Below are 20784 nucleotides of genomic sequence, written 5' to 3' on the forward strand. Positions count from 1 at the left end.
GGGGTGGGGGTCATGGCCGTTGCCGGGGCGCGAAGTACTCACGCCACCAGTCTACGAACCGGGCGGACCGGTCCGGGCCGCGGGCGGGCGCTCACGCCCACCCGCGGCTCCCGGTCACGCCTGCGGCAGGCCGGCAAGCTGGGCGGTGATGCGGGCGATGTCCGCCTCGGCCGTCTCCAGCCGGGTGCGGATCTTGGCGACCACCGGGTCGGGCGCCTTGGCCAGGAACGCCTCGTTGCCGAGCTTCGCCGTGGCCTGCGCCTTCTCCTTCTCCGCCGCCGCGAGGTCCTTGGCGAGCCGCTTGCGCTCGGCCTCGACGTCGATGACACCGGACAGGTCCAGCGCGACCGTGGCGCCCGCGACCGGCAGGGTGGCGGTGGCCGCGAAGCCCTCGTCCTCCGGCTGGAGGCGCAGCAGCTGGCGCACCGCGGCCTCGTGGGCGTCCAGGCCGGTGCCGGCCAGGTCCAGGCGGGCGGGGACCCGCTGGCCCGGCTGGAGGCCCTGGTCGGCACGGAACCGGCGGACCTCGGTGACCAGCGACTGGACCGCGCCGATCTCCTTCTCGGCGGCCGCGTCGCGGAAGCCGGAGTCCTTCGGCCAGTCGGCGGTCACGAGCGTCTCGCGGCCGGTCAGCGTCGTCCACAGCGTCTCGGTGACGAACGGGACGACGGGGTGCAGCACCCGCAGCAGCTTGTCCAGCACTTCGCCGAGCACGCGCCGCGACACCTCGGCGGCCCGGCCGCCCGCCATGAAGGTGGTCTTGGACAGCTCCACGTACCAGTCGAACACCTCGTCCCACGCGAAGTGGAACAGGACGTCACTGAGCTTGGCGAACTGGTAGTCGTCGTAGAGCGCGTCGACCTCGGCCACCGTCGACTCCAGCCGGGACAGAATCCAGCGGTCGGTCGCCGACATCTCCTGCGGCGCGGGCAGTTCGCCCTCGACCGTGGCGCCGTTCATCAGCGCGAAGCGCGTGGCGTTCCAGATCTTGTTGGTGAAGTTGCGGGAGCCCTGGACCCAGTCCTCGCCGATCGGCACGTCGGTGCCGGGGTTGGCGCCGCGCGCGAGGGTGAAACGCAGCGCGTCGGAGCCGTACTTGTCCATCCAGTCCAGCGGATTGACCACGTTGCCGAAGGACTTCGACATCTTCTTGCCGTTCTGGTCACGGACCATGCCGTGCAGGGCGATGGTGTGGAACGGCGGGGTCCCGTCCATCGCGTAGAGGCCGAACATCATCATCCGGGCGACCCAGAAGAAGAGGATGTCGTAGCCGGTGACCAGGACGGAGTTCGGATAGAACTTCTCCAGGCTCTCGGTCCGCCCGGGCCAGCCGAGCGTGGAGAACGGCCACAGGCCGGAGGAGAACCAGGTGTCCAGGACGTCGGTGTCCTGCGTCCACCCGTCCCCGGAGGGGGGCTGCTCGTCCGGGCCGACGCAGACGACCTCGCCGTTCGGCCCGTACCAGACCGGGATGCGGTGGCCCCACCACAGCTGGCGCGAGATGCACCAGTCGTGGAGGTTGTCGACCCAGTCGAAGTAGCGCTTCTCCATCTCCTGCGGGTGGATGGCGACCCGGCCGTCGCGGACCGCGTCACCGGCGGCCTTGGCGAGCGGGGCGACCTTGACCCACCACTGCATGGACAGCCGCGGCTCGATGGTGGTCTTGCAGCGCGAGCAGTGCCCGACGGAGTGGGTGTAGGGGCGCTTCTCCGCGACGATGCGGCCCTCGGCGCGCAGCGCGGCGACGATGGCGCTGCGCGCCTCCAGCCGGTCCAGGCCCTGGAAGGGGCCGTGCGCGGTGATGATCGCGTGCTCGTCCATGACGGCGAGGTTCGGCAGGCCGTGGCGCTGGCCGATCTCGAAGTCGTTGGGGTCGTGCGCCGGGGTCACCTTGACGGCGCCGGTGCCGAACGCGGGGTCCACGTGCTCGTCCGCGACGATCGGGATGCGGCGGCCGGTGAGCGGCAGTTCGATCTCGGTGCCGACCAGGTCGCGGTAGCGCGGGTCCTCGGGGTGGACGGCGACCGCGGTGTCGCCGAGCATCGTCTCGGCGCGGGTGGTGGCCACGACGATCGACGCGTCGCCCTCGCCGTAGCGGATGGAGACCAGCTCGCCCTCGTCGTCCTGGTACTCCACCTCGATGTCCGAGATGGCGGTCAGACAGCGCGGGCACCAGTTGATGATCCGCTCGGCGCGGTAGATCAGCTCGTCGTCGTAGAGCTTCTTGAAGATGGTCTGGACGGCCTGGGACAGCCCTTCGTCCATGGTGAAGCGCTCGCGCGACCAGGCGACGCCGTCGCCGAGGCGGCGCATCTGCCCGGAGATCTGGCCGCCCGACTCCGCCTTCCACTGCCACACGCGCTCGACGAAGGCCTCACGCCCGAGGTCGTGGCGGGACTTGCCCTCCTTGGCGAGTTCGCGCTCCACGACGTTCTGGGTGGCGATGCCGGCGTGGTCCATGCCGGGCTGCCACAGCGTCTCGAAGCCCTGCATGCGCTTGCGGCGGGTGAGGGCGTCGATCAGTGTGTGCTCGAATGCGTGGCCCAGGTGGAGGCTGCCGGTGACGTTGGGCGGCGGGATGACGACGGTGTACGGCGGCTTGTCGCTCGTGGCGTCCGCCTCGAAGTAACCGCGCTCTACCCAGCGCTCGTACAGCGGCCCCTCTACCTCGGCCGGCGCGTACTGGGTCGGCAGTTCGGGGATCGCGCTGTTCGGCCCGCTCGCGGCGGCCTGCTGAGTGTTGTCGGTCACGGCGCTCAGTTTACGGGCGCGGCCGCCCCGCCAACGAATCCCCTGCCATCGCGGGGCACGGGCGGGACCGGACGGCCAAAGGAGTGACCGTACACGGACAAGGGTAGGGGAGATCCGCGGGCGCCTGCCCGGTCGCCGCACGGCGGGGCCGTTTCGCCCTGAATGATGCCAACCGGGGGTCCGTACGTTCTTGTTACCGATTCCTGACGGCCCGGATGTAAAGACGGGTTAAACAAGCGCCAGGATGAGCACCAGACAGCAGTGAACAACGAGGGGACCCCCGCATGAGCTTCAACCAGCCGCCTCCCCAGCCGGGTTGGGGAGGCCAGCCCGGCTACGGCCCTCCCCCGCAGCCGCCCACCCAGCCGCAGCCGCAAGTCCCGCCCGGCTACGGAAGCGCGCCGCAGGACGGTTACGGCTACCCGCCGCAGCCCGCGCAGCCCCCGCAGGGCGGTATCCCGCAGCAGCCCGGTGCATGGGGTCAGCAGCCCGGGGCCTGGGGCGCCCCGCCCCCTCCCCCGCCCTCCGGCGGCGGCAAGGGCAAGGTGGCCGGCATCGTCATCGGGGTCGTTCTCGCGATCGCCCTGATCGGCGGCGGACTGGTGTTCCTGCTGGGCGGCAAGGGCGGCGGCCTCGGTGGCGGTGGCGGCGACTACACGCTGTCGATGCCGGCCACACTGCTGGGCGGCGAATACACCAAGGACGCGTCCAACGGCGCCAACTCCGGTCTCAGCAACGGCGAGTCGGGGAACGACGCGGGGATCAAGAGCGCCAAGACGGTCTCGGGCGCGTACAAGAACTCCTCGAACTCCCAGCTGGTCGTCTCCGGCGCCTACGGCGACATCACCGACCCCGGCGCCGCCCTCGACGCGATGCTGACCGGCTTCAAGAACAGCGCCGCCTCCTCGGCGGGGCAGGAGCCCACCGAGCAGCACCCGGCGGGCTTCGACGGGGCCGTCATGAAGTGCGGCACCTTCGGTTCCGGCGGCGTCACGTTCCCGTACTGCGCCTGGGCCGACGACAGCACGGTCGCCATGGCGATGAACATGAACCTGGACATCCTCGGCAGCACCCGGACCCCTTCGGTCGCCGAGTGGGCCGACAGCACCGTGAAGATCCGCGACGAGGTCCGCGTCAAGAAGTAGCACCGCGAGAACCCGAAAGGGGGCGCCCGGCCTTCGCCGGGCGCCCCCTTCACGTGTACGACGGGAGCGCTACGCGCTCTTCTGCTCGCCCTTGCCGATGATGCGCGGCTCGCGCGGCACCAGGGTGGGGTTCACATTGGAGTGAACGACGTCCTCGGTGATGACCACGCGGGCGACGTCCTTGCGGGACGGCACCTCGTACATGACCGACATCAGCACCTCCTCCATGATGGCGCGCAGACCCCGCGCACCGGTCTGGCGGAGGATGGCCTGGTCCGCGATGGCCTCCAGGGCGGTGCGCTCGAACTCGAGCTCGACGCCGTCGAGCTCGAACAGCCGCTGGTACTGCTTGACCAGGGCGTTGCGCGGCTCGACGAGAATCTGCAGCAGCGCCTCGCGGTCGAGGTTGTGCACGCTGGTGATGACCGGCAGACGGCCGATGAACTCGGGGATCATGCCGAACTTGACCAGGTCCTCGGGCATGACCTCGGAGAACTGGTCGGCCGCGTCCATCTCACGCTTGGAGCGGATGGTCGCGCCGAAGCCGATGCCCTTGGCGCCCGCGCGGGACTCGATGATCTTCTCCAGGCCGGCGAAGGCGCCGCCCACGATGAAGAGCACGTTGGTCGTGTCGATCTGGATGAACTCCTGGTGCGGGTGCTTGCGCCCGCCCTGCGGCGGCACCGAGGCCGTCGTGCCCTCCAGGATCTTCAGCAGCGCCTGCTGCACGCCCTCGCCCGAGACGTCGCGGGTGATCGACGGGTTCTCGCTCTTCCGGGCGACCTTGTCGATCTCGTCGATGTAGATGATCCCGGTCTCGGCCTTCTTGACGTCGTAGTCGGCCGCCTGGATCAGCTTCAGCAGGATGTTCTCGACGTCCTCACCGACGTAGCCGGCCTCGGTCAGCGCCGTGGCGTCCGCGATCGCGAACGGCACGTTGAGCATCCGGGCCAGGGTCTGCGCCAGCAGGGTCTTGCCGGAGCCCGTGGGACCCAGCAGCAGGATGTTCGACTTGGCGAGTTCGATGCCGTCGTCGTGACCGCGCCCGCCGCTGTTCTCGCCGGCCTGCACGCGCTTGTAATGGTTGTAGACCGCGACGGAGAGCGCCTTCTTCGCCGGCTCCTGGCCGACGACGTAGCTCTCCAGGAACTCGTAGATCTCGCGCGGCTTGGGGAGATCCTCCCAGCGCACCTCGGAGGACTCGGCGAGCTCCTCCTCGATGATCTCGTTGCAGAGATCGATGCACTCGTCGCAGATGTACACACCGGGCCCTGCGATGAGCTTCTTCACCTGCTTCTGGCTCTTTCCGCAGAACGAGCACTTGAGCAGGTCGCCGCCGTCACCGATGCGTGCCACGAGGTGCTTCCCCTTCGCCTGGGTCCCGTCAGTTCGACGAGTCCTGGTGCTTGCCTATCGACGGTACCTTGCCGCGCCCCCAGTGCGGGCCCCCCTTGGGACGACTGGGCCGTGACCTGCACAACCCCGCCGCCCCAAGAGGGGACTTTCGTGCCTCACGAGACCCAAAGGGCCTCTGGCGGTCCTCAGACCGCGACGCTCGAACTCTTGCGAGTCGAGACGATCTGGTCGACCAGACCGTAGGAGAGGGCCTCCTCGGCGGTGAGGATCTTGTCGCGCTCGATGTCGTCGCGGATCTTCTCGATCGGGGTGCTGGAGTGCTTGGCGAGCATCTCCTCCAGCTGCGCACGCATGCGCAGGATCTCGTTCGCGGCGATCTCCAGGTCGGAGACCTGACCGCGACCCGTCTCGCTGTAGGGCTGGTGGATCAGGATGCGGGCGTTCGGCAGCGCCATGCGCTTGCCGGGCGTACCGGCGGCCAGCAGCACGGCCGCGGCGGACGCCGCCTGGCCCATGCAGACCGTCTGGATGTCCGGCTTGACGAACTGCATCGTGTCGTAGATGGCCGTCAGCGCCGTGAAGGAGCCGCCGGGGCTGTTGATGTAGACCGAGATGTCGCGGTCCGGGTCCATCGACTCCAGGCACAGCAGCTGCGCCATGACGTCGTTGGCGGACGCGTCGTCGATCTGCACGCCCAGGAAGATCACGCGCTCCTCGAAGAGCTTCGCGTACGGGTCGTACTCGCGAACGCCCTGGGAGGTGCGCTCGATGAAGCGCGGGACGACATAGCGGGCCTCGGCGGCGCCCATGCGGTCGTACATACCGCTGCCGGGGAAGTTCTGGGTGGTCACGTTCACCGTCCTGATGATGAGCAGTGGGCTGGGGTCGGTCCTGCGGGGCTGATCGGGCTCAGGCCCGGTCAGGCGCCCGTGCCGCCGCCGCCCGGTACGTTCACCGCGTGCGTGATGACGTCGTCGATCAGGCCGTACTCCTTGGCCGCGTCGGCGGAGTACCAGCGGTCGCGGTCGGAGTCGCGGGTGATCTCCTCGACACTACGGCCGGAGTGCTGCGCGATCAGCTCGGCCATGCGCTTCTTGGTGCGCAGGAGCTGCTCGGCGTGGATCTTGATGTCGGACGCCGAACCGGCGAGGCCGGCGGACGGCTGGTGCATCAGGATGTCGGTGTTCGGCAGCGCGAAGCGCTTGCCCGGCGTACCGGCCGTCAGGAGGAACTGGCCCATGGAAGCGGCCAGGCCCATGGCGATGGTGACCACGTCGTTCTTGATGAACTGCATGGTGTCGTAGATCGCCATGCCCGCGGTCACGGAACCGCCGGGGCTGTTGATGTAGAGGTAGATGTCCTTGTCCGGTTCGGCGGCAAGGAGGAGCAGCTGCGCGGTGATCTTGTTGGCGATGTCGTCGTCAACAGGCTGGCCGAGGAAGATGATCCGCTCGCCGAGCAGCCGGTTGTAGACCTGGTCGCCGAGGCCACCGATGGTCGGCTCGCCGGCGGCGGAAGGCATCGGAGTCGTCACGTATCCACCTGCTCGTTGTCGGACGGTTGTGAGCCGTCTCAGGGACTTCTCGTAGGGCACGGGCCCTCGTACTTACGGACCCTAACGCGCAGGTGGGGCCCCGCAATCCCCCACGCGAAACTGTTCGCTGTGAGCGCAGGCTCGCCCTACGCCGTGAGCGAACCCGAGCAGAACGGGCCCGGACGCGGAGGGCGTCCGGGCCCGTTCTACGACGCATCGGGCGGCGCGGGGCTCAGGCCTCGGCGTCGTCCTTCTTCACCTCGGCCGCGGGCTCGTCAGCGGCCTCGGAGGACGCCTCGACCGTCGTGGCGGTCTCGTCGGTGTCGTCCTCCTCGTCCTCCAGGTCGACGACCTCGCCGTTGGTGTCCTTGACCGTCGCGGCCTCGACCACCAGGGCCAGCGCCTTGCCGCGGGCGACCTCGCCCACCAGCAGCGGCACCTGACCACCCTCGACGACGGCCTGGGCGAACTGGTCGGGGCTCATGCCGGAGGAGGCGGCACGGCGCATGAGGTGCTCGGTGAGCTCCTCCTGGTTGACCGACAGCTTCTCCTTGGAGACCAGCTCGTCCAGCACGAACTGGGTCTTGATGCCCTTCTTCGCCTGCGACTCGATCTCCGCGTCGTACTCCTCGCGGGTCTTGCCCTCGCGCTCCAGGAACGCGTCCCAGTCCAGGCCGAGGGCCGGGAACTGGTGGTGCTCCAGGTTGTGCGTACGGGTCTCGATCTCGTCCGTGAGGAGCTTCTCCGGCAGCGGGATCTCCACCAGCTCCAGGAGGGCGTCGAGCACCTTCTCCTGCGCCTGGGTGGCCTGGTCGTACTGCTTGATGCGCTCCTGGCGCTTGACGGCGTCGGCGCGCAGCTCCTCCAGCGTGTCGAACTCGCTGGCCAGCTGGGCGAAGTCGTCGTCCAGCTCCGGCAGCTCGCGGGACTGGACGGAGGTCACGTCGACCTTGACCTCGGCGGTCCGGCCGGCCGCGGAGCCGCCCTTCAGCTCGGAGGAGAAGGTGGCGGAGCCGCCGGCCTCGACGCCGGTCACGGCCTCGTCGATGCCGTCGAGCAGCTGACCGGAGCCGATGGTGTAGCTGACGCCCTTGGCGACGCCGTCCTCCAGCACCTCGCCGTCGACCTTGGCCTCCAGGTCCACGACGACGACGTCGCCGTCGGCGGCGGCGCGCTCGACCACCGTGGTGGACGCGAAGCGCTCGCGCAGCTGCTCCAGGGACTTCTCGACGTCCTCGTCCGACACCTCGAGGGCGTCGACGGTGACCTCGATGCCGGAGTAGTCCGGGATCTCGATGACCGGACGGATGTCCACCTCGGCGGTGAACTTCAGTTCCTCACCGTCGTTGAACTCGGTGATGTCGACCTCGGGCTGACCCAGGACGTTGAGCTCGCCCTCGTTGACAGCCTCCGTGTAGAACTTCGGCAGGGCGTCGTTGATGGCCTCTTCGAGGACCGCGCCGCGGCCGAACCGCTGGTCGATGACACGCGCGGGGATCTTGCCCTTACGGAAGCCCGGCACCGTGACCTGCTGGTTGATCTTCTTGTACGCCGCGTCGAGGCTGGGCTTGAGCTCCTCGAAGGGCACCTCGACAGTGAGTCGAACCCGGGTCGGGTTCAGAGTCTCGACGGCGCTCTTCACGGTTGGGTCTCCTTGGGGGCTTTACGTTGATGGGCGGCCGCTCGGTGATCATGCGGATTCGGCGAATGCGGTCGCATGCCGGGTGGCCGACAACCCATCCTACCGGTACCACAAACGTGCGGCCGGGCCTCTCCGGCGCATGGCGCCGGGGACTGGTCGGGGTGGCCGGATTCGAACCGACGACCTTCCGCTCCCAAAGCGGACGCGCTACCAAGCTGCGCCACACCCCGTCGGTGCGACACGTAGAGTACATGCCCCCGCACACCCTGGCGCCCATATGTGCGGGTACGCGGAAGCCAGGTCGATCGGCTACGATGCGGTGTGCCAGAATGACTGGCCGTTGCGGGCGTAGCTCAATGGTAGAGCCCCAGTCTTCCAAACTGGCTACGCGGGTTCGATTCCCGTCGCCCGCTCTGCACGACGAAGGCCCAGGTCAGGGGAGGTTTCCCCGGCCTGGGCCTTCGTCGTTCCCAGGGGTGGATCGATCAGGGCCGCCGCGCCGCACGGACCGCGCCGGCCGCCGGCCCGGTGTCACCGCCGCGGGGGAGTATCCGACGGGGCGACCGGGTGGTGTGCCGGTCGCGTGTTCTGTGTCGGGACGGAGGAGGTGCAGGCGGAGTGACCGAGGTCGAAGAAGTACAGGCGGCCTGGGGACGGATCGTGCGCTGGCTCAGGGTCAACGCGCCGTCCACGGCCGAGGCACTGCGCGGTCCGGCGGCGGACGCGGACATCGCGGCTCTGCGCGACTCGCTGGGCTTCGAGGTGCCCGACGTGCTCGAGGTCCTGCTGCGGATGAACAACGGAAGCTGCGCGAAGGACACCACGCAGACTCTCCCCAACGGGCGTGTGGTACCGCTCAGTCACGTGGATTCGGTGATCTTCCCGTTCGGCAAGGTGTACCTGGGATGCGAGGAGATCGTCGCGACGCGCGCCTGGCTGCTGGACCTGGCACAAGAGGCCGAGGGCTACTGGCAGCCGTACTGGATCCCGGTCATCCGGGACTTCGAAGGCGCCTACTACGGCTACGCCTTGGACGCTTCCGGGTCTTCCGGGTCTTCCGGGGTCCCCGTGCATCAGTACGTCGAGGGCGGCCCGTACGAGACCCGTCCGCGGCTTTCCCTGGGCGCGTTGCTGACGTCGTTCGCCGACGGAATGGAGCGCGGTGACTGGGATGTGCAGCGCCCGCGGGTGGTGAACGGGTCTCTCAGGTGGCGGGAGGAGTGACCAGACGCGTGGACGACCTTGGTACCCGGTGCTTCCTCGGCCCCACGCGCACTTCCCCTCTCTGGTGACCCCGAAAGGCCACTGTCCCGACGGGCCTCCCCCACAGCGACCCGACGGTTGTCGTACCCGGCGGCTACGGTGACCGCGACCGATCGGGAAACACGAAAGGGCGAGCCATGGGTGCCAGCGGGTGGGACTACGTCACCTCGTACCGAGGAAGCCTCCAGGCGACCCTGACGGCCCTGCAGGGCGAGGTGTTCCAGGAGCTCTACGGCAGCGGCGAGGAGTACGGGAGCCTTGAGGAGCTCCACGCCGACGAGGAGTTCATGGGCGAGGAGGGCACTCACTCGATCCTGGACATCGAACGCGTCGTCGAGACGAAGAGGCGCCTGCGCAGTCCCCGAACGGACGAGTACGGCACGATACGGCCGCTGGCTCCCGCCCGGCTCATCCATCACTTCGGCACCGAACGTCCGACCGTCGACCAGTACAACGACACGCTGGCCCGGTCCTACGAGGCCATGGCGACCAGCCGGCCCGGAGAGGAGGACACGACGCTGCTGGGTGAACTCCGGACGCGCTGGACGGGCTTCTGCGTGCTCCTGTACACCGACGACCGGCCCACCCACGTGGGCTTCTTCGGCTTCTCCGGGGACTGACACGCCGTACGGCGACGGACAGGTGAAGGACGAACGAACGCGCCGAAGGTGATCCGCCGAACGGGCTGTACCGTGCAGGCATCACCCCGGACCGGCTCCAGGTTCCGGGACCGTCGTCCGTTCACCGTCCGGCCGGAAGTGCCATGCCCCCTCCCCGTCCCAGCGACCCGCCGGCCCGTGCGTTCACCTACGGCGCCGTCGGCGCGACACGACCCGCCGAGGAACACTGGGCGCCCGGGCGCACGGGCCTGCGCCCGTATGCGTGCACCGTCGTCATCGGTCACGGGGAGCGGGACTGGTGTGCCGCTGCCGACGCGGTGCTGCGCTGGGGGGTCAAGCGGCGCAGCGGCTTCACCGTCACGGGCTGTGGCGGGGCCGGGGAGCGGGTCACCGTGGGGGCCGAGTACCGGATCACCGCGGGCCGCGGCCCGTTCACGGTCCGGGAGCCGGTGCGTGTCGTGGCGGTGGTGGACCTGCCGGATCGCTGCGGCTTCGCCTACGGCACCCTGCCCGGGCATCCCGTCCGCGGCGAGGAGGCCTTCGTCGTCCACCGCTCCCCCGACGACACGGTCGCGCTGACGATCCGCTCCCTGACCCGTGCCGCTCCGCACGGTCCGTGGCGGCCGCTGTTCCCCGTGCTGCTCGTGGCGCAGCGCTTCTTCCGGCTCCGCTACCGGCGTGCCCTGATGGCCTCGTCCTGAGGGAACGCCGGGGCGTCGTGGTACGGCCGGACGACATCGCCAAGGGCGTCCTGTACCTGGTCAGCGACGACGCGGCCATGGTCCACGGCATCACGCTCCCCGTGGACGGCGGCATCTCCGCCACCCGCCCGGCCTGAGGCCCCGCACCGCGGGAGGCGGCGCGTACGCGGGCGGGGGCCCCGGCCGTCCCCGCGCACGCGCCGGGCGAGCGCTTCACGACGGCCGCCGCGGGTCCCTCCCCGCGCGCTCGGAGGGATCGGTCGACGCGGCCACCAGCACGAGGAGGCTGCCCCCGGCGGAGAACAGCGCCGCACCGGCGGTGAACCCGCGGATCTCGGCCCGGTCGGCCCTGTCGTACGCGGCGTCGCTCAGGACGACCCGTTCACCGCCTGGGTGCCCACCGTCCTTCCGCACGGCGTAGTGGACGCCGTGCGCGTCCGTCCGGACCTGTTCGGTGCCCGCCCCGGCAAGGCCCAGCAGAGTCAGGGCGAACACCACGGCGTAGCACCACTTCAGGCCCGCCGGGAGGTCCCACACGAACCACAGCAGCCGGCCGTCGTTCCCCGGGCCGAGGAGCCTCGCGCCGCCCGCGGAGAACCGGGAACGTACGACGGCGGCGGCGAAGACCAGGAGGACGGCGAGCAGAAGGGCGAGCGGGACGCCTCGGGGCAGCCGGTCCGGGCCCGGCAGCCAGGTCGCGGCGGTGAGCAGAAGGGCGAGCACGCACAGCGCGCAGGCGAGAAGGAAGTGTGCGAGACGGCCGCGCTCCAGTCCCAACGATCCCCACCGGTCCACGGGGCAGGACGATAGGCCTTCGCGGTGATCGCGGTCCAGGGTGCGCACACCGCAAGTCGCCGCGCATGCCGGGCCGTTCAGTCCGTTCAGTCCGCGACGTCGATCCCGGCGAACCCCGCCCAGTTGCGCCCGATGCGCCCCCAGCGGGGCAGGGCGGCGGCAGGTCCGCCCGCCGGCGGCGGCTCGTCGCGGAGCCGGCCGGTGAACAACGGGCGCAGGTCGGTGTCGCGTTCGGCCCAGGCGGCGGAGAACTGGCTGCGGGTGACGCGGAGGCTGCAGTTGAGCTGGGCGACGGCCGCCCGGGCGCAGTCCTCGCGCCACTCGTCGCCGGACCAGGTCACGGACCCCGCGGGGGGTGCCGCGTTCAGCGCGAGACTCAGGAAGCACGCGGCGTTGTAGTAGACCAGGTACCCGGCGGAGGCGCGGTTGGGTACGCGGTGGCCCGGCGCCGGACCGGTGATCAGCGCCTCGGCGTGGCTGCGCGCCCCGGGTCCCCGGCGGTGCCACGGCCGCGGCGCGGGGGCGCCGCCGCCCGCGTGGCCGCCGCCCCGCCGGTGGTCCGCGTGCAGCATGCGGCGCATCCCCCAGTCGGGCCCGCCCCACAGCCGGCCCCAGCGGGCCCACACCCCGCCCGTCACCTCGCCGGCCACGGTGACGAACGCCTTGCGCAGCCGGTCGGGATCCGGCTGCCGGTTCATCCGCAGTTCCTCGGCGGCCTCGGCTATGCGCACGGCCGCGAGGAACGAACGGCGGCGGGTGCGCAGCGCCGGGCGCGGCCGCTCCATGGCGAACCACTGGCGCCAATAGCGGCGTTCGCCGAGGTTGCGGCGGCCGAGGAGCCAGGTGCGGGCGTAGCGGCGGGCCATGGCCGACCACGACAGGCGGTTCAGGAGCAGCCGCAGGTGCTCACGCGAGTCGCGCTCGTAGTCCTCGGGCCGGTGGCGGCCGCCGGCCCGCGCGCGGTTCTGCTCGGCGCAGGCGATGGACAGCCGGTAGGCGGTCTCGACGTGCTCGGGCCACAGCTGGATGCAGTCCTCGTAGATCTCGATGGCGTGCTGGATGTGGGCGGCCGGCTCCTCCGCGCCCCCGTCCTGGCCCATGAGCTCCAGGACACCGGCCTGGTGGAGACGGACGGTGAGGTTCCCGGGGACCAGCGCGGCGGCCTCCTTGTAGTGCCGCAGCGCGTGGCGGTAGTGGGCGCTCTCCTGGGCGTGGTCGCCGCGCTTCTTCGCCGCCAGCGCCTCCTCCTGCGCCCGTACGCCCATGCGGTGGAAGCGGTACGAGTCGTAGTCGTCGCCCCAGCTCTCCCAGCGGGGGATGCGGTCCTGCGAGCGCGGGTCGCCGAGGATCTTCACCGTGCAGTAGCAGGCGATGCGCTCGTACAGCCGCCGGTCGCGCCGCCGGACCTCCTCGTCCGTGGCTCCGGGGCCGGTCTCCTCGCCCTCCATGATGGTGGCGGCCACCACGGTGTTCTTGGGCATGTAGAGGATGCGGACCGAGAAGCGGGGCGGCTTGTCGTCGGCGGACAGGCAGTGCAGCATCACGTGGTACGCCCGCGGCCGGAAGAGGGCGAGGCGCTTCATCACGTCCACCCAGCCGTGCGGGGAGGACGTCGTCTCCGGCGCCGGGTCGGGGCCGGTGGGTGTGCCGCTGCCGGGGGTCAGGACGCGCGGGCCGAGCGCGTCGGCGGCCATGTGCTCCGTGATGTACGCGGCCAGTTCCCTGGTGCGCGCGGGCTCCTGGGCGTGGCCGGGGGCGGGCTCCCCCGCGCCGTGACCGCCGCCGTTGCCGCGGTGGCCGGCTGCCTGGCCACCGAGCAGGCCGCGGTCCTCCGAGACCACCACCGGCAGCAGGCGGTTGCCGCGGTGCCGCAGCAGCAGGCCGGAGCCCAGGCGTACCGCGACCACGAGCACGATCACCGCGAAGATGCCCAGCACCCAGACGGCGGTGCCGCCCGACTGCTGCCAGAAACCGTCCCAGAAACCGGCGTCGCCGGCCGTGCCGGACGCCGCGGATCCCCACCCCATGGCACATCCCCCCGTCACACTCTCCCCGAACGCATGTTTCCCGCCACGGGAGATCGACAATCCGCCATGCGCGCCGGTGCCGACCGCCGTGCGCCGTGCGCCGTGCGCCGGGGGGATGTTCGCGGGATCAGCGACCGGGTGCGCCGCTCCCCTCCGGCGCCCGGTCGAGGAGCCAGTCGAGCGCGTCGGGGGCGGCGGCGAGCACCGAGACATGGCCCTCCTCCGGCAGGACGCGCAGCTCGGCGGTGGGCATGCGGCGGGCGAGCCACGTCGCGTGAGCGGCCGGGACCATGCGGTCCCGCCCGCCGTGGAGGAGGAGCACGGGCGTGCGGATCCCGGCCGGGTCGAAGCCCCAAGGGGCGACATAGGCGAGGTTGTCGTCGATCATGCCGTCGGGTGCGCCCTCCAGTGCCCGGCCGGCCACCCCGGCGAGCCAGGCCCATTCCGCGGCGAGCGCGGAGCGGTCGGCGGGGCTGAACATCTCCGGGTCGAACTCGCTGGTGGCCAGGTACTCCTCCAGCGGGCCCCGGCCCGCCGCCGACGCGCTCAGCTCGGCCACGCTCGTCGGGCACATCCCGGCGAGCCAGTCGAGCCCTTCGGCGCCGTACGGGGCGAGGCCGGACCCGCTGACCGTCGCGGCCACGCGGTCCGGGAGCAGCGCGGCGCACGCCAGGGCGTGCGGGCCCCCGCCGGAGTGGCCGAGGACGGCGAACCGGGCGATGCCGAGGGCGTCGGCGACGGCGGCGACGTCCGCCGCCGCGGCCGCGATGTCCCGGCCCGGCTGCGGGGTGGAGCCGCCGTACCCGGGCCGGTCGTACGAGAACCAGCGGATGCCGCGCTTGCGCGCGGCCTCGAAGAGGGGTTCCGGCGGGTCGCCCACGTTGGGCGTGCCGTGCAGCCAGGCGACGGCGAGGCCGTCGGCGCCGGTCGCCGGACCGGTGTCGTAGAAGTGCAGGGTGCGTCCGTCGCGCAGTGTGGTGTCCGCTTCGGTGACCATGCGCCGAGTCTAGGAACCGCCACTGACACCGGTACGGCGTTCGGCCGCGGTGCTCAGCCGGCCGGCTGGTGGGCCGCCGGGAGGCCGGGCCGATGGTGGGCCGCCAGCGCGCGGACGTGGAAGGCGTGGACGATCTCGGCGACGCCGAGGACGACCAGCCACACACCGGACACCAGGGTGAGGGCGGCGAGGGAGCCGAAGGGCGAGACGATCAGGACGATGCCCGCCACAAGAGTGATCGCGCCGAAGAAGATCTGCCAGCCGCGGGCCGGCAGGCCCTCGGTGGAGATCGCCGCGGCGACCAGCATGATGCCGCGCAGCAGCCAGCCGAAGCCGATCCACAGGGCGAGCAGCAGCAGGGACTGCGCGGCCCCGCGGAAGCAGATCAGGCCGAGCAGGATGCTCAGGGCGCCGGTGACGAAGTGCAGCACCCGCATCCCGCCCGGCACATGCGGGCCGAAGGCGCCGGCCAGCTGGAACACGCCGCTGACCAGCAGGTAGATCCCGAAGAGGACACCGATCACGAGCAGCGTCTCACCGGGCCACGCCAGGACGCAGACGCCGAGGACGATCGCGGCGACGCCGGCGGTGAGAAGGACCTGCCAGCCCCTTTTCGACAGGGCGCCGAGGAATCCCGCCGGTGTCCCGGCGGCATCCTGGGGAGGGTTGGTGGTCATGACACCCGCCTTTCACGGAAGGACTCGAGGACCCTGCGGGAGCCCGTTCATCGTGCGTCCCTCCGGCCATGTCCGCCAGCCGTCCACATTGTTCGGAAGGGGCCGCTTATGCGGCGGGCGCCCGGGCAGGCGCCCGTGAGTACCACTGGACCCCGCCGCCCGCCGACGAGTGGATGCGGAGGGCCGAGAGGAGACTTCATGAACGCCCCGACGCCCCACGAGAACCACCGGGCCGGCGAGACCCGCGAGAGCTTCGAGCACGCGGCCCCGTCCGAGGACGCGCCGTCCGCGCAGCAGATCGCCGAGACCGAGGCGGTGCTGGCCGACCTGGCGGGCAGGACGGCCCTGCTGCCGCAGGTGCCGCCGGCCGAGGGCGAGCCGGCCCGTCCCGAGGGGGCCGTCTCGCTGCCGGTGATCGAGCAGGACGGGACCCAGTACATCCCGGTCTTCACGGCCGAGGAGACGCTCGTGGCGGCCGGCGGGGATCCGGCGACCGCACTGCGGATATCCGTCGCCGAACTCGCCGCCAACTGGCCGGCCGACGAACTGTGGCTCGCGGTCGACCCGTCCACCGAGGAGGGCCTGGCCCTGCCCCCGGACCTGGTGCGGGCGCTGCCCGTCTTCGCCGGGGTCGTCGGGGACGCCTGACAGGCGCCCGCCCGGCCGAGCGCGGCTACTCGACGGGCACGCCCTGCGGCCCCTTGATGCGCTTCATGATCATCTGCGAGTTGACCTCGCTCACTCCCGGCAGCGAGATCAGCGTCTCGGTCCAGAAGCGCTCGTAGGCGTCGCTGTCCTTCACGGCGATGCGCAGCAGGCAGCCGGGCGCGCCGTACAGCCGGTACGCCTCCACGATGTCCGGCGTGGCCCGGACCTGGGTCTCGAACGCCTCGACGGACGCGCGGTCCCGGCGCACCTCCACGGAGGCGAAGACCTCGAAGCCGCGGCCCACGGCGGCCGGGTCGACCACCGCGCGGTAGCTCTGGATCACGCCGTCCTCCTCCAGTTGCCGCACCCGGCGCAGACAGGGCGAGGGGGTCAGCCCGACGCGGGCGGCGAGTTCCTGGTTGGTGAGCCGGCCGTCCGCCTGGAGCTCGCGCAAGATACTTCTGTCGATGGCGTCCATGTCGGCGATTTCTACCACGCTTACGCGATCTACGCGGGCTGATTCGCAATCGCGTGCCGGAACCTTGCGCATATCCTTGCGGCGGTTGACTGGGCGCGCACGCGAGCGAGGGACACGTGAAGCACATCGTCGTGATCGGCACCGGCGGCACGATCGCCAGCCGGTGGCAGGGGGTCGGTTACGCGGCCGAGGCCGCCGGCCGCGAGGTGCTGGCGGCGGGAGCGGTCCCCGAGGGCGTCGAGGTGACCGTCCGCGACCTGTTCACGGTGAACAGCTCCCGGCTGACCACCGCCCACCAGATGCTGCTGCTGCACACGGTGCACGAGGTGCTGGCCGACCCCGCCGTGGACGGCATCGTGGTCACGCACGGCACCGACACCATGGAGGAGTCCGCCTTCCTGCTGGACCTCCACCACGACGACCGCCGGCCGGTGGTGTTCACCGGCGCCCAACTGCCCCTGGACGCCGCCGACGGCGACGCCGCGGGCAATCTGTACGACGCCCTGCTGACCGCCGCGACCGCCCAGGACGTCGGCGTGGTCATCGCCTTCGGCGGCTTCGTGCACGCAGCCCGCGGCACCGTCAAGGCGCACACGCTGGACGTGCAGGCCTTCGCCGACCCGTCGGGACGGCCGCTGGGACGGGTCAAGTTCGGCGCGATCGCCTGGGACGGGCCGCACGCGCGGGCCGCCGCGCTGCCCCTGCCGGGCACCGGGACGCCGGCGCCGCGCGTCGACATCGTCATGCACCACGTCGACGCCGACACCGTGCTCTTCGACGCCGCGCTGACCGCCGGCGCCCAGGGCATCGTGCTGGTGGGCACCGGCGCGGGCAACGCCACCCCCGAGTTCACCGAGGCCGTGCGGCGGGCGGTGGACGCGGGCGTGCTGGTCGCCGTGAGCACCCGGGTCGCGGCGGGGCCGGTGGCGCCGATCTACACCGGCGGGGGCGCCGTGGACCTCGCGGCGGCCGGCGCCGTGCTGGCCGGCACGCTGCGCGCCGGGCAGGCGAGGATCGCGGTGCTCGCCGCGCTGCTGTCGGCGGCGGACCCCGCGGAACGCACCGGGGCACTGCGGCGCATCGTCGGGACCGCGCAGGAGCGCACGCCCGCGAGCGTCTGAGCCCGCGTCAGCTCCGGCTGCCGGGGGACGTCGCGGGCCGTCCGGCCCGCACCGTCAGAAGTTGATCTGGTTGATGGTGTCCGCCAGCGAGTCCAGGAACTTGGTGATCGCGGGCGCCATGCCCGTGGAAGCAAGGAAGAAGCCGAACAGGGCGGCGATGATCGCCGGTCCGACTTTGAGTGACTTGCCCCTGATGAGCACGACCATGATGATCGCCAACAAGAGCACCACGGACAGGGAGATGGCCACTGGGGATCACATCCTCGGTCTGACGCCTCATCGTTCCGGGGGAACAGCGGCAGCCGCGCCCCCGCGACGTCCATCGTGCCACCTGCCACCGACACCGAGACCCCGCAGGGCTCACCTTCCCCGCAGACCGGGGACGCACACCTGTGACGCGGGGCACCCCGCCCGCCCGAGGGCCGCCGTGAGACGGCTTCCCGCGCCCTTCCGCCGGGGCGAACAAGGCAATTGGGCGGCCCACCACAGATGAATGTCCGTCACATCATTGCCGTACACACTCAGTTGACGCGCGAGCCGTCGCCGCGGGCGCCGGGACATGGGCATTCCGCCCCGTTCAGCCCTTTGATGCGGGACATGAACGGACGAATGCGACACGGGAATGGGACGTCAACTCCGGGGTAGCCGAGACGTCATCCCCATTCCGCAGAGAATTCACGCGACAGGTTTCAGCTCGCCATGGCGCCTCGCACGTTCCAGCCCCCGCAGACGGACACCCTGCCCACGCAGGAGTCCGACGGCACCTCCGCGCCGCCGGTGCCGCACAGGACCACCGCGCCCGGCGGTACCGGTGCCCCCGGCGACCGCGACCCCTTCTTCGACAACGCCAAGTACCTCGCCGTCGTCCTGGTCGCGATCGGTCACACCTGGGGACCCCTCACCGGCGGCAGCCGCGCCACCGAGGCGCTGTACCTGCTCGTGTACGCCTTGCACATGCCGGCGTTCATCGTCATCTCCGGCTACTTCTCCCGGAACTTCGACGCCCGCCCGGACCGGCTCAGGCGCCTCGTCACCGGTGTCGTCGTACCGTACGTGCTGTTCGAGACGGCGTACGGCCTCTTCAGGCGCTGGGCGGAGCACGACCCGTCGCGGCCGATCAGCATCCTCACCCCCTGGTACCTGACGTGGTTCCTGGCCGCCCTGTTCATCTGGCGGCTGACCAGCCCGATCTGGCGGATCGTGCGGCATCCCGTCGCGGTGGCCCTGGTGATCGCCGCGGTCGCCACCGCCTCGGCCGGCATCGGGGAGACCCTGGACCTCCAGCGCGTCCTGCAGTTCCTGCCGTTCTTCGTGGTGGGCCTGTGCGCGAAGCCCGAGTGGTTCCACGTCCTGCGCGGCCGCCGGATGCGGGTGCCGGCGGCGCTCGTTCTGGTCGCGGCACTGGCCGCCGCCTACCGGGTGGCGCCCCCGGAGCTCGCGCACTGGCTCTACCACGGTTCGTCCACCGACCAGTTGGGGGTGCCCTGGTGGGCCGGGGTGGTGGCGACCGCCGGGCTCTTCTGCCTCTCCCTGCTGCTGACCGCGTGCTTCCTCGCCTGGGTGCCGCGCCACCGCACATGGTTCACCGCCCTGGGGGCCGGGACGCTGTACGGCTACCTGCTGCACGGCTTCGTGGTGAAGACCGCCCTGTCCCTGGGCTGGTTCGACCTCCCGTGGATACGCACCGCGCCGGGCAGGGCGATGTGCACCCTGGTCGCGGCCGCCGTGGTCACCGCGCTGTGCACACCGCCGGTGCGGAGGCTGTTCCGCTGCGCGGTGCAGCCAAGGGCGGCCTGGGCGTTCCGCCGTACCGGGGCCGTCAGTCCCGGCACACGATGAGCAGGGCGCGGTCGTCGTTGACGTCCTTGGCGACCGCCTCGATCAGCTGCCAGGCCGAACCCTTGAAGCCGTGCGCGACATAGCGGTCGGCCTCGCCGATGAGCCGGTCGATGCCCTCGGCGAGGTCGCGGCCGGCGGCCTCCACCAGGCCGTCGGTGAACAGCAGCAGCACGTCGCCGGAGCGCAGCGTGCCCTTCACGCCGTGGAACTCGGCCCCGTCGTAGACGCCCAGCAGCGGGCCCTCGGCGGCCTTCTCCTCCCAGCGGCCGGTACCGGCGCTCAGCTGCATGCCGGGCAGGTGGCCCGCGGAGAGCAGTTCGTAGTCCCCGGTCTCCAGGTCCAGCACCAGGTGGACGGAGGTGGCGAAGCCCTCGTCCCAGTTCTGCCGCAGCAGGTAGCCGTTGGCGGCGGTGAGGAAGGCGTGCGGCGGGAGCGAGCCCAGCAGCCCGCCGAAGGCACCGGACAGCAGCAGGGCCCGTGAGCCCGCGTCCATGCCCTTGCCGGAGACGTCGGTGAGGACGGCCTCCAGGATCCGCCCCCCGGTGGTGCGGGTGGCGACCACGAAGTCGCCGGAGAACGACTGGCCGCCGGCCGGGCGCAGCGCCATCTCCGCGTGCCAGCCGTCCGGCAGCCGCGGGATCCTGCTCTGCACCCGGATGCGCTCGCGCAGGTCGAAGAGCATGGTCCCGCCGCGCATCCAGGGCACGCCGACCCGGGCGCGGAACTGGGCGACGACCAGCCCGGCGAGCGCGACCGCCGCCACGACCAGCACGGTGCCCGGGGTGACCCGGCCCACGCCGTCCCGGTAGGGGCCCAGCACCGCCGACTCCACGACCAGCGCCACCGCCGAGCTGCCGTACAGCAGCAGCAGGCTCGACGGCCGCAGCAGCAGCCCGCCGAGGAGGACGGGGAGCACCAGCGTGGTGGGCGGGCACCACTGCGGGGTGAGCACCGTGCCCCAGGCGATCACGGGGACGCAGAGCAGCAGGACGACCAGCGCGAGCCAGTCGGCGGCGTCCCCGCGGAAGTAGTCGACGGCGGATTTGCGCAGGCCGACGCGGGCCCGGTGGACGGTCCTCCCCCACCTGGCCCTCAAGCCGTCTCCTACCGGGCGTTGTGCCATGTTCCCGGCGACCCTATCCACTGTCACCCGTTCTCCGCAGCGCAGGTCCCCCCGGCGGTTCGCGCTC

General features: G+C 71.4%; 20 protein-coding genes and 2 tRNA genes. 9 read left to right on the forward strand and 13 right to left on the reverse strand.

Translation table 11 applies throughout. From position 1 onward, the window contains the following. Window positions 1–114: 114 nt before the first annotated feature. Complete coding sequence (locus ABZ883_RS18105; RefSeq protein WP_360906926.1) at window positions 115–2751, reverse strand: valine--tRNA ligase; 2637 nt, start codon at window positions 2749–2751, stop codon at window positions 115–117. 284 nt (window positions 2752–3035) lie between these two features. Between ABZ883_RS18105 and ABZ883_RS18110 the strand changes: the two genes are divergently transcribed. Continuing rightward, window positions 3036–3896: a hypothetical protein gene (locus ABZ883_RS18110; RefSeq protein ID WP_360906928.1), complete on the forward strand. Its 861-nt coding sequence runs from the start codon at window positions 3036–3038 to the stop codon at window positions 3894–3896. A 69-nt stretch (window positions 3897–3965) separates the two neighbouring features. Here ABZ883_RS18110 and clpX read toward each other — a convergent pair whose 3' ends face one another. The 5 genes from clpX to ABZ883_RS18135 form a co-directional block, all read right to left on the reverse strand. Beyond that, entirely contained in the window at window positions 3966–5252 is a 1287-nt protein-coding gene (gene clpX / locus ABZ883_RS18115; RefSeq protein WP_360906930.1) for an ATP-dependent Clp protease ATP-binding subunit ClpX, read from the reverse strand. A 185-nt stretch (window positions 5253–5437) separates the two neighbouring features. After that, window positions 5438–6073, reverse strand: a complete 636-nt coding sequence (locus tag ABZ883_RS18120) for an ATP-dependent Clp protease proteolytic subunit (protein WP_360907010.1) — start codon at window positions 6071–6073, stop codon at window positions 5438–5440. A gap of 98 nt (window positions 6074–6171) precedes the next feature. Next, on the reverse strand, window positions 6172–6774 hold the full coding sequence (locus ABZ883_RS18125; protein WP_319661580.1) for an ATP-dependent Clp protease proteolytic subunit: 603 nt from the start codon (window positions 6772–6774) through the stop codon (window positions 6172–6174). A 244-nt stretch (window positions 6775–7018) separates the two neighbouring features. After that, window positions 7019–8428, reverse strand: coding sequence for a trigger factor (gene tig / locus ABZ883_RS18130; protein ID WP_360906932.1), 1410 nt, complete (start codon window positions 8426–8428; stop codon window positions 7019–7021). A 153-nt stretch (window positions 8429–8581) separates the two neighbouring features. After that, window positions 8582–8658, reverse strand: a tRNA-Pro gene (locus ABZ883_RS18135). Between the two features lie 112 nt (window positions 8659–8770). Between ABZ883_RS18135 and ABZ883_RS18140 the strand changes: the two genes are divergently transcribed. The 5 genes from ABZ883_RS18140 to ABZ883_RS18160 all read left to right on the forward strand — a co-directional run bounded on the left by ABZ883_RS18140 (window position 8771) and on the right by ABZ883_RS18160 (window position 11149). Continuing rightward, window positions 8771–8841: transfer RNA gene (locus ABZ883_RS18140), tRNA-Gly, on the forward strand. 205 nt (window positions 8842–9046) lie between these two features. After that, a complete protein-coding gene (locus tag ABZ883_RS18145) occupies window positions 9047–9652 on the forward strand; it encodes an SMI1/KNR4 family protein (RefSeq protein WP_360906934.1) in 606 nt (201 codons plus the stop codon). Window positions 9653–9828: 176 nt separating this feature from the next. Further along, the gene (locus ABZ883_RS18150) at window positions 9829–10311 is read left to right on the forward strand and encodes a hypothetical protein (RefSeq protein ID WP_360906936.1); all 483 of its coding nucleotides are present in this window, start codon (window positions 9829–9831) and stop codon (window positions 10309–10311) included. A gap of 143 nt (window positions 10312–10454) precedes the next feature. Next, window positions 10455–11012, forward strand: coding sequence for a DUF1990 domain-containing protein (locus ABZ883_RS18155; RefSeq protein WP_360906938.1), 558 nt, complete (start codon window positions 10455–10457; stop codon window positions 11010–11012). Between the two features lie 17 nt (window positions 11013–11029). Beyond that, window positions 11030–11149 (forward strand): SDR family oxidoreductase, encoded by a 120-nt coding sequence (locus tag ABZ883_RS18160; RefSeq protein WP_360906940.1) that lies wholly within the window; start codon window positions 11030–11032, stop codon window positions 11147–11149. Window positions 11150–11225: 76 nt separating this feature from the next. Here the strand turns inward: ABZ883_RS18160 and ABZ883_RS18165 are convergent, their stop codons facing one another. The 4 genes from ABZ883_RS18165 to ABZ883_RS18180 all read right to left on the reverse strand — a co-directional run bounded on the left by ABZ883_RS18165 (window position 11226) and on the right by ABZ883_RS18180 (window position 15508). Continuing rightward, the gene (locus tag ABZ883_RS18165) at window positions 11226–11807 is read right to left on the reverse strand and encodes a hypothetical protein (RefSeq protein WP_360906942.1); all 582 of its coding nucleotides are present in this window, start codon (window positions 11805–11807) and stop codon (window positions 11226–11228) included. 86 nt (window positions 11808–11893) lie between these two features. Then, a complete protein-coding gene (locus ABZ883_RS18170) occupies window positions 11894–13834 on the reverse strand; it encodes a tetratricopeptide repeat protein (RefSeq protein ID WP_360906944.1) in 1941 nt (646 codons plus the stop codon). A gap of 127 nt (window positions 13835–13961) precedes the next feature. After that, window positions 13962–14831 carry an alpha/beta hydrolase gene (locus ABZ883_RS18175; RefSeq protein ID WP_360906947.1) on the reverse strand — a complete coding sequence of 290 codons (870 nt, stop codon included), beginning with the start codon at window positions 14829–14831 and terminating at the stop codon, window positions 13962–13964. Between the two features lie 53 nt (window positions 14832–14884). Further along, window positions 14885–15508 carry an HdeD family acid-resistance protein gene (locus tag ABZ883_RS18180; RefSeq protein WP_360906949.1) on the reverse strand — a complete coding sequence of 208 codons (624 nt, stop codon included), beginning with the start codon at window positions 15506–15508 and terminating at the stop codon, window positions 14885–14887. Between the two features lie 198 nt (window positions 15509–15706). Between ABZ883_RS18180 and ABZ883_RS18185 the strand changes: the two genes are divergently transcribed. Continuing rightward, complete coding sequence (locus tag ABZ883_RS18185; RefSeq protein WP_360906951.1) at window positions 15707–16156, forward strand: SseB family protein; 450 nt, start codon at window positions 15707–15709, stop codon at window positions 16154–16156. A gap of 25 nt (window positions 16157–16181) precedes the next feature. Here the strand turns inward: ABZ883_RS18185 and ABZ883_RS18190 are convergent, their stop codons facing one another. Next, complete coding sequence (locus tag ABZ883_RS18190) at window positions 16182–16634, reverse strand: Lrp/AsnC family transcriptional regulator (protein ID WP_360906953.1); 453 nt, start codon at window positions 16632–16634, stop codon at window positions 16182–16184. Window positions 16635–16750: 116 nt separating this feature from the next. Here ABZ883_RS18190 and ABZ883_RS18195 point away from each other — a divergent pair, with 116 nt between their 5' ends. After that, a complete protein-coding gene (locus ABZ883_RS18195) occupies window positions 16751–17755 on the forward strand; it encodes an asparaginase (RefSeq protein ID WP_360906955.1) in 1005 nt (334 codons plus the stop codon). Window positions 17756–17809: 54 nt separating this feature from the next. Here ABZ883_RS18195 and ABZ883_RS18200 read toward each other — a convergent pair whose 3' ends face one another. After that, entirely contained in the window at window positions 17810–18004 is a 195-nt protein-coding gene (locus ABZ883_RS18200; protein WP_360906960.1) for a hypothetical protein, read from the reverse strand. A 450-nt stretch (window positions 18005–18454) separates the two neighbouring features. On the opposite strand from ABZ883_RS18200, the gene ABZ883_RS18205 reads away from it, so the two are divergent. Continuing rightward, window positions 18455–19594 carry a hypothetical protein gene (locus tag ABZ883_RS18205; RefSeq protein ID WP_360906962.1) on the forward strand — a complete coding sequence of 380 codons (1140 nt, stop codon included), beginning with the start codon at window positions 18455–18457 and terminating at the stop codon, window positions 19592–19594. Here the strand turns inward: ABZ883_RS18205 and ABZ883_RS18210 are convergent. Beyond that, complete coding sequence (locus ABZ883_RS18210) at window positions 19575–20717, reverse strand: PP2C family protein-serine/threonine phosphatase (RefSeq protein WP_360906964.1); 1143 nt, start codon at window positions 20715–20717, stop codon at window positions 19575–19577. The two genes, ABZ883_RS18205 and ABZ883_RS18210, sit on opposite strands and share 20 nt — an antisense overlap. Window positions 20718–20784 lie beyond the last annotated feature (67 nt).

The sequence above is a fragment of the Streptomyces sp. NPDC046977 genome (assembly GCF_040644455.1).
Classification (GTDB): domain Bacteria; phylum Actinomycetota; class Actinomycetes; order Streptomycetales; family Streptomycetaceae; genus Actinacidiphila.

Coding starts and splice junctions, on each gene's coding strand:
- ABZ883_RS18110 (WP_360906928.1), top strand. CDS start 3,036: ATGAGCTTCAACCAGCCGCCTCCCCAGCCGGGTTGGGGAGGCCAGCCC.
- ABZ883_RS18120 (WP_360907010.1), bottom strand. CDS start 6,073: ATGTACGACCGCATGGGCGCCGCCGAGGCCCGCTATGTCGTCCCGCGC.
- ABZ883_RS18125 (WP_319661580.1), bottom strand. CDS start 6,774: ATGCCTTCCGCCGCCGGCGAGCCGACCATCGGTGGCCTCGGCGACCAG.
- ABZ883_RS18150 (WP_360906936.1), top strand. CDS start 9,829: ATGGGTGCCAGCGGGTGGGACTACGTCACCTCGTACCGAGGAAGCCTC.
- ABZ883_RS18155 (WP_360906938.1), top strand. CDS start 10,455: ATGCCCCCTCCCCGTCCCAGCGACCCGCCGGCCCGTGCGTTCACCTAC.
- ABZ883_RS18170 (WP_360906944.1), bottom strand. CDS start 13,834: ATGGGGTGGGGATCCGCGGCGTCCGGCACGGCCGGCGACGCCGGTTTC.
- ABZ883_RS18175 (WP_360906947.1), bottom strand. CDS start 14,831: ATGGTCACCGAAGCGGACACCACACTGCGCGACGGACGCACCCTGCAC.
- ABZ883_RS18180 (WP_360906949.1), bottom strand. CDS start 15,508: ATGACCACCAACCCTCCCCAGGATGCCGCCGGGACACCGGCGGGATTC.
- ABZ883_RS18185 (WP_360906951.1), top strand. CDS start 15,707: ATGAACGCCCCGACGCCCCACGAGAACCACCGGGCCGGCGAGACCCGC.
- ABZ883_RS18190 (WP_360906953.1), bottom strand. CDS start 16,634: ATGGACGCCATCGACAGAAGTATCTTGCGCGAGCTCCAGGCGGACGGC.
- ABZ883_RS18205 (WP_360906962.1), top strand. CDS start 18,455: ATGGCGCCTCGCACGTTCCAGCCCCCGCAGACGGACACCCTGCCCACG.
- ABZ883_RS18210 (WP_360906964.1), bottom strand. CDS start 20,717: ATGGCACAACGCCCGGTAGGAGACGGCTTGAGGGCCAGGTGGGGGAGG.